Below are 13,986 nucleotides of genomic sequence, written 5' to 3' on the forward strand. Positions count from 1 at the left end.
CCAGGATTAAAAAGGAAAAAACGGCATAACATCGTCACCTGTCTCATGACAACGCAACGATGTTATATCAGCCTCTCTTGTTGAGACAATCAGAACCTCTCAATCCTTAGTCTTCCTCTGGGGTAATCACCTCAGGTTTGAGATCTCGTTCCATTAATGCCGCTACCGCTTCTTCCGGGGTGATTTGGTTATTGAGTAAGCGATAGACTTGATAGGAAATCGGTACCTCAATCCCCTGTCGCTTGGCCAAATCAATCAGTACGTTGGTAGTATTTACCCCCTCAGCAGTACTCTGGATTTCCTCCAACACTTGTTCTAAGGTTTTATGTTGCGACAAGCCAAACCCCACCCGATAATTACGGCTGAGACTACTGTTACAGGTGGCTAATAAGTCTCCTAAACCGGCTAATCCCCAGAAGGTTTCTGCCTCTGCTCCCATGCTGGTTCCCACCCGCACAATTTCAATCAAGGCTCGCGTCAACAGGGCGGATTTCGCATTAATTCCTAAATCCAAACCATCACAAACCCCAGAGGCGATCGCCATCACATTTTTTAGGGTTCCCCCCAGTTCGGTTCCGATGGGATCGGTGTTGGTATACACTCGGAAAATATCCGAGGAATAGGCTTCTTGAATGGTCTCCGCTGCCTTGATATCCCGACTGGCGGCGATAGTGGCGGCGGGGAGTTCCTTGTCAATCTCCTTGGAGAGATTGGGCCCCGACAGCACCACCACCGGATGATCCGGGAAGGCTTCCTGCCAAATTTGCGACGGGGTGCGGGTTGTGGAGGGTTCTAACCCCTTGGTTGCGGTGACAATGATGGTTTTAGGGGGTAAGCCAATCTTTTGCAGCTTGCTGGCGGTTTCCCCCACCCCTTTCATGGAAATTGCGGATAGGAGAACATCCGCATTGGCGATCGCCGCTTCCAGGCTGACATCACCCCGGCGAGACCAAAATTGCACTTGATTATCGCCATATTCGGCCAGTTTCCCCAATGCCGTTCCCCAAGCACCGGTTCCTAGAATTGTAATCTGTTTTGTCATCGTTGTCTTATAAATCCTTAGTGATTACCATGGGTGGCGTATCGCTTATAGTTTATCTCAAATTGAAGTCTAATTATCCCTGGAACTTCTGAATCCTTCTCAGACCTTACCAATGCTGTTTTTGTGCCAGTAACGCGGTGGCCGCTTCAGCGGTAAGCGGCTTAGAGAAATAATAGCCCTGTCCGTACTCACAGCCTAAGTTCCGCAGTTGTTCTACATGAACTGCTGTTTCTACCCCTTCTGCAATCACTTTCATGTTGAGGCTATGGGCTAAGGTGACAATAGCTTGGACGATTTCTCGCTCATCATTATCTTCATCAATTGGGTCTACAAAGGAGCGATCAATTTTAAGGATATCTACTGGCAATCGGTGTAAGTGGCTCAGCGATGAATATCCTGTGCCAAAATCGTCAATACTAAGTTGAATGTTTCTGTTTTTGAGTTGCTCTAAAATTGATTTGGCAACCTCATAATTGCCAACAATAGTACTTTCCGTAATTTCTAGTTTTAAAAACTCTCCGTCTAACCCTGAATCTTGTAAAATATCATCAATACGATTTAATAAGTCAATTTGTGCAAACTGTTTAACGGAAATATTCACAGAAATCGTTAACTCTTTTGCATGAGGATATTGGCATTGCCAGCGTTTCAAATGACTACAAGATTGGCGTAATACCCATTCTCCAATGGGGACAATTAACCCGGTTTCTTCGGCGGCCGGAATAAACTCTGCTGGAGAGATTTGCCCTCGTTCTGGGTGATGCCAACGCAACAAGGCCTCAAAGCCGACAACTCTCCCCCCTTGTAAATCCACAATTGGCTGGTAATTGAGCTTAAACTCGCCCCGTTCCAAGGCTCGCCGCAGATTCGTTTCGAGTTGCAGAAAATTAACGGCGCGATCGTGCATCCCGGAATCAAACACCCGATAGCGGCCTTTGCCTAAATCCTTAGCACAATACATCGCTGCATCAGCATCTCGCAACAAATGTTCAGGTTGAGTGTATTGAGAGGTTCCTAAAACAATGCCAATGCTGGCACCGATAAAGACTTCATGGCCATCCACATGAAACGGTGCCATCAGTTGTTTTTGGATGGTTTCGGCTGTTTCAATGGCATTGTCGATGCCCTGAATCGGATTAAGCAGAATCGTGAACTCATCTCCCCCAAGACGGAAGAGCGTATCCACAGGACGTAAACAGAGTTCTAAGCGATCAGAAATTAGGCTCAGGAGGCGATCGCCCGTCAAATGCCCCAGAGAGTCGTTGACGACCTTAAAGCGATCGCAGTCAATAAATAATACGGCAAAGCGATAGTCGTCATCTTTACGAGTTTCAGTTAGGGCCGCTTCCAACTTTTCCATCAACAAAACGCGATTGGGCAGGCCCGTCAAGGAATCATGAAGTGCCATGTACATTAACTGTTCCTGCACCCGTTTGCGCTGACTGATTTCCGTTTGCAGTTGGGTGTTCGTCGCCTCTAACTCTGCCGTCCGTTGTCGCACTCGCTCTTCGAGTTTCTCATTCAACTGACGCACCTCCGCCTCCACTAGGGCGCGATCGCCGATCTCTTTCTGTAACCGTTTATTTTGCTCCCGCAGTCGCTGCTGTAAATCCCGAATCATCAATTGATTCTGAACCCGGGCCAAGACTTCCTTAAACTGAAATGGCTTAGAGATATAGTCAGTTCCCCCCACGGTAAAGGCTTTTACCTTATCGAGGGCATCGTCTAACGCACTAATAAAAATAACAGGAATATCACGGGTGTCTTGATCGTCCTTGAGGAAGCGACAGACATCATAGCCATTCATCCCCGGCATCATGATATCCAGCAAGACCAAATCTGGTTTTCCATAACGGGCTCCCTCCAGTCCTGTGGTACCATCAACTGCCACACAGACTTCATACCCCGCACGAGTCAGAATCGTGTTGAGCAATTCAAGATTAGCGGGAGTATCGTCGACAATTAGAATATTGCCTTTCGAGGGACGCTCAGGGCTACTCATTACAAGTTGGGGCAACAATGGGGGTGGGGGGTACGGAACTAGCAGGGTCGATCCAGGGTTGGGATTCCATCTGGGACGATCGCGCTGAACGTCCAATCCCTGTCTAGCACGTTAACCTTCATTTTAGGGAAAATCTAGGGGGTTGAGAATGACCCCGGTCACTCAAGTTGCCGTAAATGCCCGTAGCTATCGACCGGTGTAACGGTGTATTACATCTTACTCATGAGCATCACCCTTTTGGAGATCTGACAGTAGCGACCACTCTTGATTGGCTGAATCGAGATGGACATCGGGGGCAATCACCACCAGATCTCCCCCAGATAGCTTAGCGGCCCGGACAGCAATTTGAGCCGTCTCCAACAGGGAATTTGGTTCTAAATTAGGATTGGGCAGGTCGCTGGCCACCCCGAAACTTACGGTCAGTGAGGTGGGTGTCAATTGGGTTGCAATAAACCGCCGCGCTTGTTGACGCAGGAGTTCGGCGATCGCCCGCCCTTGAGTTGTATCCAAATGGGGCAACAGAACGAGAAATTGATCCCCCTGCCAACGCACCAGACAGGCGCCCCGACGAGTCAGATTATCTCGCCAAGCCTCCGCCAAGGTTTTCAGGGCGCGATCGCCGGTTTCGGGCCCATGACGCTGGCAGTATGTCCTAAAACCATCCACATCCGCCACAATGATCGTCAAAGGCAACCGAGTATTAATCAAGCGTCCCCATTCATAGCGAAGACGACTTTCAAAGCTTAGGGCATCGGGCAACCCCGTGAGGAGATCGCAACTAAAGATCTGCTCCTCTGGGGAATAATCGGGTAACTCCATCAACAACAACAGGTTGGCAATCTTCTCCAACCAGGCCAGTTCCTTCGGCTGCCAATTACGAGCCACCGCCGCCTGATGCAGAACAATCGCCCCCCAAATGCTCCCTTGCTGGTAAATCGGCACCAGAACACAGGCCTTCACCCGCTGTTCCGCCAACACTACCGTATCATCGGCACTTAAATGCACATAATCGAGGTTACACAGGGCTAACACATCTGGGGACGGCTTCGACACCAGCGAGTATAAATCGGGGGCAGCCGCCGGCCGGCGATGATGATGTCCCCCATCTTCAGCAATCGGAATCGTATTGCCATAGGGATCATAACGATAGGCCACCACACTCAACAGGCCCAACTCACGACGAATCCCCACCACCGCTTGCTGAAAGACCACCACCAGAGGCTGTTTCCCTAGAATGGCCCGACTTAGGTTTGTCAGATGTTCTTCCCAATGGAGATGATGATTGAGGCGGTGCAGACTCTGCTGAAGTTCATCGCGATCGCGGCGCAAGCTCACATTTGCCTGTTCCAAGTCACGAATCCGCCGCTGGAGAAAGGCGCGGCGTTCTGCCGTTTCCGGTAAGCTCGACTGACTTCCATAACGAGGGCGACGGGTACTGAGAACCGTCACCTTTTCAATGCCCTGAAACACCGCCCATTGTCGCAGTAAATCAGGAATCTCAGTCCCAGGAACCGGACGGCTAAACAAATAGCCCTGGGCTAAATCACAGTGAATGGATTTGAGAAATTCAGCCTGTTCATTGGTTTCGACTCCTTCAGCCAAAACAATCAGATTCAGACCTTGGCCGAGGGCAACAATGGTTTTGGCGATCGCCGCGTCACTGGAGTCTCGGGTTAAGTCACGGACAAAGGAGCGATCAATTTTGAGGGTATCGAGGGGAAACTGTTTGATAAAACTCAAACAGGAATAGCCCGTCCCGAAATCATCCATAGCAATTTGCACCCCCATCTCCCGCAACCGATGCAGCACTGAAATGCTTAACTCCACATCCTTAACGGCTGTCGTTTCCGTGATTTCGAGTTCCAGATAGCTTGCCTTCATCTGGGTATCTTCGAGAATCTCGACAATTGTCCCCAACAAATTGGGCTGTTGAAACTGACGGGCCGACAGATTGACCGCCATCTTCAAGGGCTTAAATCCCATCTTGACCCAATCGCGATGTTGTTGACAGGCTGTCCGTAGCACCCACTCCCCAATGGCATGAATTGCCCCAGTTTCTTCGGCAATGGGGATAAAGCGATCTGGAGGAACTCGGCCGCGTTCAGGATGCTGCCACCGAATCAAGGCTTCAACGGCAACAATTTTGCCACTGGCTAAATCGATTTGCGGTTGATAGTGCAAACAGAACTCCTGATTGAGAATGGCCTGTTCGAGATCTAATTCCAGGGCCAGGGTGTCCGCCCGACTGTTGAGCATATCAGGGTTGTAGAGGCTGATGCTGTTGCGCCCCTGTTGTTTGGCCCAGTCTAGGGCTGTTTCTGCATATCTCAGTAGACTGCTATTGTCTCGTCCATGTTGCGGGGCCAGGGCCAGTCCTAGGCTGGCACTAATGGAAAACTCTCGTCCTTCACATTCAAAGGGTTGCCGTAGCTCACTAAGGATATTCTCAGCCACTGCCATGACGCCGTGGCGACAGCTTCGGGACCCCAACAAAAAGACTAATTCATCGCCTCCCCAACGGGCCAGACAATCTCCCTCTTGTAAACAGCTTAAAATCCGTCGGGTCATGGTTTTGAGCAGGCGATCGCCCACATGATGGCCAAAGGAATCATTGACGGCCTTAAAGCGGTCAATATCCAAAAAACCCACCGCCATCGACGTTTGATGTTGCCGGGCTTCTACCAAGGCTAAGGATAATTGCTCATCAAAGAGTAAACGGTTGGGCAACTGGGTTAGGGGATCATGGGAGACTTGATAGCGCAACATGGCGCTGACGCGATGTTGGACGACTGCAATATACAGATGGATTCCCAGTTGGTGGGCTAGTTTTCGTTGCCCCGGAGTCCAGGGATGAGTTTGATCGCGATTGGATTCTCGCCAGGCTTCAAACGAGGCCCGAGGTCGCTGCTGTCGCTCATCAGAATTGGTTTTGCCCGCCCACCAGACATCCGTTTTGTAGCCGCGACGGAAGAGAGTTAAATAGCCCACACATTGGCGATGATATTGCAGGGGAATCACCAACAGCGATCGCACTGGAGTGGGGGTTAGAACATTGCAGAGAAACTCCAAGGCCCGATTCTGCATCCAATCCTGCGCATCGAGGCTAATGGGTTCTGGGTGCGGGGAACTATCTAAACTTAAGGGGTTATAGCCAATAAATCCTGCCCGCCATTGGGGATGCTCTTCCAACTGTTCCACGGCCGCCCCATCGCCCACCACCGTTAAATCCACCGCTTCAATCTCGGGTTGGGAGCATAAGTATAAACGCCCCCCACTGGCGTTGAGGGCCGAGACGGCTTCTTTGAGCACCTCCTGTTGAATCGAGAGCCAGGATCGCTCCCCATCTAGGAGTTCCGTAACCCGCTCTAGGGCCTGTTCATGACGTTGGCTTTCCCGCGCTTTCTCTAGAAACCGGGCTTGGGTAATGGCGATGGCAATTTGGTCGATCGCCAATTGCAGGATTTGTTGCTCGTAATCGGAAAAATGACGGGGTTGGCTATGATGAATGCTAACCAGCCCCCAGAGTCCATTCCGCTCAAAAATCGGTAGCGTTAGGGTTGCCTGAACCCCCATCCCCTTGAGATAGGCCACATGGCAATCACTGACGGTTTCCTGATAGGGCGGCAGCTTCGGATCGAGGGGAAACAGAGTCTTACGGGAACGGGTAACATCTGAGATAATACATTGGCGAATCCGGGCAAAGGTTTGACGTGCCGTGGGTGGAATATCCTCAGCCGGAAAGTGTAAGCCGACTAAGGCCGGGAGGCGATCGCTCTGGCGGGCTTCAGCCACGACGACACCACTGCCATCTACCTCAAACTGATAGAGTTTGACACGATCAATTTTCAAAAACTCTTGAATTCCCTCAACACTGCGACTTAGGATTTCTGGCAGTTCTTGGGAGTTGCGAATACTCCAGGCGATTTGATGGAGGATATCTTCGGGATCGGGAACGGTGTTGGGCATGGGGGCTGGGGACGTATCTCGGTCTTGACAAACACGCTAAGGGTCGTTTCATCGAGTCCTAATCTATAGTTTGCCAGATTCACCCAGGGTTAGGCCCTTAAGTCCCGAACCCTTTATATATTGTCATATTTGCCCCTCCAGCGCCGCGTTATCTCCATACTGTTGGGTCAAAGGTCTATTTCTTTAACATGTCCCAACTTTAAAGGAACGGATGCTTCCTGGATTGATATGGAGTTAAGATCCATTCTTTTACCAATCTTTAGGAGCACTGGGAGGCTCCGTCCAATCATCAGCCTGAGAGGATTTTCTCTTGACATTAAATAGCTTAGATCCAAAGAACCCCTTAGGGTCTGAAGGGGGATCAGACTCATCTGAACCGTCTAAAAATTCCGCCTCAATTACCTCATCTGTTTCTGGTTCTACCTCAACAACAGGCACGACCTCTGGGACTTCTGTTACGGTTTCTTCCTCGTTAGGTCTCTGCTCTACCTCCGGCATCTCTTCTTGAATCTCTGAGACCTCAGGCTCCGGAGCTAACTCGAGTTGCTCGGAGTCAGAAGAGTCTGCGATATCAGCCTCGGATTTTTCGGTTAATTCAGATTGACTATAACTATAAGAATACAACGTCCCTTCACGGTAAGCTGAGACAGGTTTTTTTAGCACTTCATAGTTTCCCACCATTGCATCGGCTGCCGTCTCCTCTTCCGGTGACTCTTCCTCCTCTGGCCAATCTTCCTCATCCCAAACCTCCTGGTCAGGTTCAGCAGTCTGCGACCCGGCCAAAGGCTCCTCTGAGACCGAATTAGGCCGTTCACGCCTGCCACCCTCCCGAGAAACTCTAGTCTTTCCCGGCATGTCTTCTAACCCCTCATCGACCCAATTTGGATCAACCACAGTGGTTGAGGTTTCACGAGTTTCACGAGGCTTATTGGGGGTTGGCCGGGGCCCTGAAGTGGCCGGTGTGGGCTGACGTTGTGGGCGATGACGACGTGGCAAGATTACGGCAATTATCCCCGCACTCACGAGTCCGGCAAGAAAGGGAGCTAACAGCCAAACCCCGAGGGGAAGCGACATGGAAACGATGCCCAAAAACGTCACCGACAGAGTAGGAGAGCTATTTTGAACCAAAAATAGCGCCAAAACCCCCAAGATTATTAATCCAGCAATTGGCAGTTTAGACTTTCCCATAGGTTCCTAGATGAACAACGATTATTCCCCTTCTTTCCAACGTCGCAGAGGAACACAATCAATCTCAAAGCAATCGAGGCTGCGAGCTACCACAAAGTCAACCAAATCCTCAATGGTTTGGGGCTGATGATACCAGGCGGGAATGGCAGGAACCACCCGCACTCCAGCTTCAGCTAAAGCGGTCAAGTTCCGCAGATGAATCAAGCTCAAGGGCGTCTCACGGGGGACCACTACCAGTTTACGGCCTTCCTTGATTTGCACGTCAGCGGCCCGCTCAAGTAAATCCGAACTTAGGCCCTGAGCGAGTTTGGCGACTGTACTCATGCTACAAGGAATCACCAGCATCCCCAGGGTGCGAAAGGAGCCACTGGCAATGTTCGCCCCCACATCACTGGCCGGGTGACAACGCAGACACCCCTGCGTCTCTACTCCGGCTTGCTGTCGCCAGAATTGTTCTTGCTGGATGGGATCTGCGGGCATCTTAATCTCGTTCTCCGCCTGCCAAACTCGGTAACTGGCTTTGGAGGCCACCAGTTCGACGGAATAGTTGGCATGGAGGAGATATTTCAGAGTCCGCACGGCATAAATCAGACCGGAGGCTCCGGAAACACCGATAATGAGAGGTCGAGATGAGGTCATGGGGAAGAAAGGCAGTAGGCAGTAGGCAGTAGGGGAAGAGAAGAAGGCAGTAGGCAGTAGGGGGTGGGCGGTGGGCTGGGTGGGGAACCACTTCAGTCACCGAGGACACAGAGGACAGAATAGGGGTGGCTTCCCTCCTACTGCATTCTCCCCCCTGTTCCCTGTTCCCTGTTCCCTTCTCCTCCCTACTGCCTACTGCCTATTTAAAAAAGCTATTCCTCCTCACCGAAGAAGTTATCATCGTCATCATTGGGTGGGGCTTCACTGCCGCCGCCGACGGGGGCTAAATCGATTTGTTGACGGTAGTAGTCCACACTTTTGACCTGGACATCGACGCGATCGCCCAGACGGTATTGTTTGCGATTTTTGCGTCCCACTAGGGTTTGTTGACGGGAGCGGTATTCATACCAGTCATCTTTGAGGGAAGAGACATGCACTAACCCTTCTAGGCGCGGGGGGGCCATGCCGTTTTCTCCGGCTTCGATTTCCACAAAAAAGCCGTAGGACTGTACTCCGGTAATTAAGCCCCGAAAGACCTCTCCTGTGCGCTCCTTCATGGCTCCCGCTTTCTGGAGACCATTTAGGTCATTTTCTGCTTCCAAGGCGAGACGCTCCCGTTCTGTGAGGGGAATCGCTAAACCCGAGAGATGCTCTTCAAGTTCACTTTGAACCCCTGGGGGCAGAACATTCCAGTTAATCTGACCGTGACAGGAGGAGTGATGGAGATTCACCGACTCCTTAGAACGGCTGGTGCGGCGATCGCGGCCCTGGGTAAAGACGGCATGGAGGACTTGCTGAATCACATAGTCCACATAGCGTTGTAGGGGAGCATTCAGGTGCGTATAGCCATCATCGAGGGCTAGGCCGAAGTGAACGCCGGGTTGGTTGCTGTAGTAGTGGGGACGAATCACCGCTTCGAGGAGATAGTTGAGAATTTTCTCATCGTCGGTTCCCGCCACCTGATCGGCGAACTGCTTAAAGTCACTGGGAAAGGCCTGTTCTTCATCTTCGAGCCACAGTTCAAGATCCATGTTGCCCGCCAGTTTGATGGCATCATGGACATCATCAATATCCGGTTGCAGTTGAATACAGTACAGAGCCGGAACTCCCAAAGCTGTGAGGTGATCGGCGATTAACTGATTAGCTGTGACCACAAACTCATAGGTCACGGCGTTAATAATCGGCTGTGTATTAAACACGGGGGCCCCCAGGGGCACTTCATCACCAAAATGGGTGCTGGCCTCGGGGAGATATAAATCAAAAGATCCTCGCAGATAGCGTTGTTCCCGTAATAGCTGACTCACCTGTTGAAATTCTTTGAGGGTTGCCGCTAGGTCTTTTTCGCTTTTGCTTTGGGGTTGGCTGGCATCTTCGCCGAGGAAGGTTTGGGTTTCTTCGTAACTGACGAGGCGATCGAGTAGCAGGATACTCGGTTGGACTTCATACTCCAGGATTTGTCCCGTTTCATCTAGGGTAATCAGCAGGGAGATGGCACAGCGATCGCCCTCTGGGGTAAAGGAAGCCGTCTCGATAATTGCATCGGGAAACAGGGGTAACATCCTCTCCCCTAAATAGACACTGGTTCCCCGTCGCCGGGCTTCTCGTTCCACAGGAGTGTTGAGGGCCACCAGCCGTCCCACATCTGCCACGTGAATCCCCAATTGCCACTGATCTCGGGCAAAGCGAGTGATACTATAAGCCCGTTCAACACAACCGGGACTCAGGGGATCTTCGACAAAGGCTAAGGTTTTGAGATGTCGCAGATCGAGCCGTTGCTTGGCCTCTTTGGCACTAATCTCGGCTGAAACGTCCTTAAGACTCTCCAGAACTTTCGCAGAAAAGCTGCGGGGCAGATCATGTTTACAGCAGACAATATCGATATCGTTGGCCGCTTCGGCATCACTGCCAAGGACTTGTACCACTCGGCCCTGGGGTGGATTATCCCCGAGAGGATAGCGTTGGACTTCTACATGAACCAGATAATCAATGGCATCTTTGAGCCGTTCGTCGGGTTCGAGGTGAATCTCAAAGAGGAGGCGATCGTCGAGGGGAACCGCCCGAAATTCATCATCGACAAGTTTAACGCGAGCTAACACGGAGGGATTGGCCCGTTCGAGAATCAGGCGCACTTCCCCTTCAGGAGAACGGCGACGACTCCCATCTTTAATAACTTTCACTAAGACGCGATCGCCGTTCCAGGCCGTGCTGAGATAAGATTCTCGCACATAAATATCTTCAGCTCCCTCAGCGTCTTGGATAGCAAAACAGAAGCCTTTACTCGAACAGCGTAATTTCGCTTCAACGAGTCCGTCGTCAGCATCCCGGCGGTAACGGCCTCGTTCCTTGACTAAAATCCCTGTTCGTTCCAGAGCCTCTAGGGCAATGAGCAGTTTCCCTAGATTATCATCATCATCACAGGCCAGTTTCTTTTCCAGGACTTTCGGAGCGACCGATTTATCATCGGGGAAGTTGGACAGCAGTGTTGCGATCGAAAAGTTCATGCAGTCGTCAATCCTTAAAAAAATTTTTTAGTCTTAGCAGTGTATTCACAGCCGTTTGCCACAGCCAAAGGGTGAGGTCGATGAAATTACCTTGACATCATCTCGAAAGGGGAGATGCGCCGTGGACATTTGGGCCTAGACAGTCTCGGCTTTGGCTCAGAGGCTCAGTACGGCGGTGTACTCCTATGCAGCGGCCCGCCGAGATTTTCAGTCAGATCTGAGCATAACGGGGCCGCCAACCGCCTGAAGGGGGTGGTCTGGAGGGCCACGTCAAATTTCGCCACATCCAAGCAATTATAGCAGCCAAGTGTTGATCGTTGGCCGTTTACTCTTGGCCATTAACGCTTAAGGGGACTCCTGATTCGGCTGAGAAATCCCCTAGGCTGGAGTCACTTGCTTGGGCCTTGATGTTATTTTGCATGATTTGGGATTATTCCCATGGCAAATCTAAAAGGCGGGCGGGGTTCTCCTGAGTCATGCGTTTGAGATCTTCCTCAGAAATGCCCTGGTTGCGTAATCCCCGGATAAAGGCTGCATAGCCTTCGATAGGATTGGGATCTTGGGGACGGCCGAGATCAGTGCTAAGGATAATCTGCTCACTGCCGATCGCCCGAATCGCCTCGGCCATCTCCTCTAGGGTCACCTTTCGCCAGGCCCGGTGCGCTGGGTCAACCGCCGTCTCTCCCATGAGAGCATTGACGTAGTCTAATTCTAAATAGGCGCCCAAGTCGGCCAGGGTTTGCATTTGAGCCAGACTTAATCCTGGAACCTCGGCCATAGCATGAGTAATCAGGAGTTTGTTGATGCCCAACTCTCGGGCCCGGCGAGCCACCGCCAAGATTTCTGCGGGGGAGACATGGCCCGTCCCTAAGACCAACTGGCGATCGCGCACCGAGTATAAGATTAGTTCTAACTCCCGAGAGAGGCGATCGCCCTGCAACAGAGAAATGCCCCCCTCACCGTTGCCAAATTTTTGTCGGTGATAGGCCGCGTCAAGGGTGGGCAGCCAAACCACCTTACCCCGGCCCCCTGAGATGCGACTCATCACTCGCACCGCTTCCGGGTTAATGCCCCCCACTGCCTCATTGAGAACCACGCCCCCAAACACCTCTAACCGCTGCACCCTCTCTTGAGCCAATTGAGCGCGATCGCCCGTGGGAAGCACATGATTTTTCAACACCACAGCCCGCAATCCTGCCGCCTCAGCCGCCTCAACCAATTGCCTGTCATTCCAAAGCCGGGGAACCACATCCGGGGCCGTATGAACATGAAACTCGATCGCCCCAGACAGCAGGGATTCCTCAGCCGCCATGGCTCCAGCCCCCCATCCTAGGCATAACAGGAGTATCACCAGGGTCAGCCCTAGGGCCTGGCCAATCTTCGTCGCTCTCCAGCGTTGTCTCATCTGGCTTACAGAAACCCTACCGACATTTTCGCCTGGGATAACAGTTCACCATAGAGATCCTCTAAACGACTGATATTTTTATCCAGGGTATAGCGTTCTAACACCCGCTGACGGGCTTTATAGCCTAACAAATTGCCCATTTCTGGATGGTCTTGAAACAGAGGTAACAGAGTTTGCAGCTGACTCATCACTCGTTGGGAATCCAGAACCACGCCGGCCCCATCTTCGAGAACTTCCCCATCGGCTCCCGCATCAGTGGCTAAACAGGCCATCCCACAGGCCATGGCCTCTAACAGGGATAGAGATAATCCTTCGACTAGGGAGGGGAGGATAAACACATCCGCCCCCCGGAGAATTTCGATACGGCGGCTTTCATCGGCCACATAGCCCAGCCAATGGATGTGATGCGCCTCAGAATAACTGCCCCGTAAAGACATCGCCAGGGGGCCATCCCCGACAATCAAGAGCTTGCTATCGGGGCCCATGGATGCCGATTTCCAGGCTTTGAGGAGGGCCTCGACATTTTTTTCCATGGCAATCCGTCCCTGGTAGACAAACAACCGTTCAGCGTGCAGTTGTGACTTTAACGCCGAGGCTCCAGGGGAATATTTCAGGGAATCCACCCCATTGGGAATGACCGCAATCCGCTCGGGGGGGACTCCCAGTTGAGCTAATAACTCCCGTTGAATGTGCGAGAAAACGATGGTGCGATCGTAGTTGGCCAGAAAGGGGGCGTAGAGTTGATACATCAAGTGTTGAGTACTCGATGTTAGATTGCGACGGCGGCGATCGAATGGGGGGTGAAAGGTTGCCACCAGGGGTAAGCCCAACTCTTGGCAAATTTCCGGCAGCACAAAATCCAGAGGGGACAAAGTCAGAGACGCATGAACCAAATCTGGCTTCAGCTCCCGTAAGGCATCCGCGAGGATCTTACTCGATTTCAGCGTGGGAATGGTGTAGAGCGTGGACTTATAGAGGCAGGGAAGTGAGACCTCATGAGCGATCGAGGGGGACTCCAAGCCATCCCACTCCGTATCCGCTACCGATTTTACTGACACTCCTGGCTCCGAGTCGGTAGCATTTTGGCAAAAGTGCAAAAAACTGACCCGGTTGTTTCGGTCCAGTAGCGCGTTCGTAACTTCGCGGCTGTAGGTGACATTGCCACAAAACGGCGATTTTTTTCCAAGCCAAGCGATGTGCATTCAAATCGAAAAGGTGAACGGGATCTCATTACCGCCTCAAG

At 51.7% G+C, this 13,986-nt stretch carries 8 protein-coding genes; all 8 read right to left on the reverse strand.

Going from position 1 to position 13,986, the window contains the following annotated elements; translation table 11 throughout:
* Positions 1-106: 106 nt before the first annotated feature.
* The gene (locus L855_RS11545) at positions 107-1,042 is read right to left on the reverse strand and encodes an NAD(P)H-dependent glycerol-3-phosphate dehydrogenase (RefSeq protein WP_159788143.1); all 936 of its coding nucleotides are present in this window, start codon (positions 1,040-1,042) and stop codon (positions 107-109) included.
* Positions 1,043-1,148: 106 nt separating this feature from the next.
* Positions 1,149-3,044, reverse strand: coding sequence for a two-component system response regulator (locus tag L855_RS11550; protein WP_159788145.1), 1,896 nt, complete (start codon positions 3,042-3,044; stop codon positions 1,149-1,151).
* A gap of 216 nt (positions 3,045-3,260) precedes the next feature.
* Positions 3,261-7,010 (reverse strand): EAL domain-containing protein, encoded by a 3,750-nt coding sequence (locus L855_RS11555; RefSeq protein WP_159788147.1) that lies wholly within the window; start codon positions 7,008-7,010, stop codon positions 3,261-3,263.
* Positions 7,011-7,259: 249 nt separating this feature from the next.
* Positions 7,260-7,904, reverse strand: a complete 645-nt coding sequence (locus L855_RS11560; RefSeq protein WP_159788149.1) for a hypothetical protein — start codon at positions 7,902-7,904, stop codon at positions 7,260-7,262.
* A gap of 315 nt (positions 7,905-8,219) precedes the next feature.
* Complete coding sequence (locus L855_RS11565) at positions 8,220-8,837, reverse strand: flavin prenyltransferase UbiX (protein WP_159788151.1); 618 nt, start codon at positions 8,835-8,837, stop codon at positions 8,220-8,222.
* A gap of 212 nt (positions 8,838-9,049) precedes the next feature.
* Positions 9,050-11,338 (reverse strand): ribonuclease R family protein, encoded by a 2,289-nt coding sequence (locus tag L855_RS11570; protein WP_159788153.1) that lies wholly within the window; start codon positions 11,336-11,338, stop codon positions 9,050-9,052.
* A 430-nt stretch (positions 11,339-11,768) separates the two neighbouring features.
* A complete protein-coding gene (locus tag L855_RS11575; RefSeq protein WP_159788155.1) occupies positions 11,769-12,743 on the reverse strand; it encodes a DUF6282 family protein in 975 nt (324 codons plus the stop codon).
* 5 nt (positions 12,744-12,748) lie between these two features.
* Complete coding sequence (locus L855_RS11580; protein ID WP_159788157.1) at positions 12,749-13,945, reverse strand: glycosyltransferase family 4 protein; 1,197 nt, start codon at positions 13,943-13,945, stop codon at positions 12,749-12,751.
* Positions 13,946-13,986 lie beyond the last annotated feature (41 nt).

This window comes from Sodalinema gerasimenkoae IPPAS B-353, assembly GCF_009846485.1.
GTDB classification, from domain to species: domain Bacteria; phylum Cyanobacteriota; class Cyanobacteriia; order Cyanobacteriales; family Geitlerinemataceae; genus Sodalinema; species Sodalinema gerasimenkoae.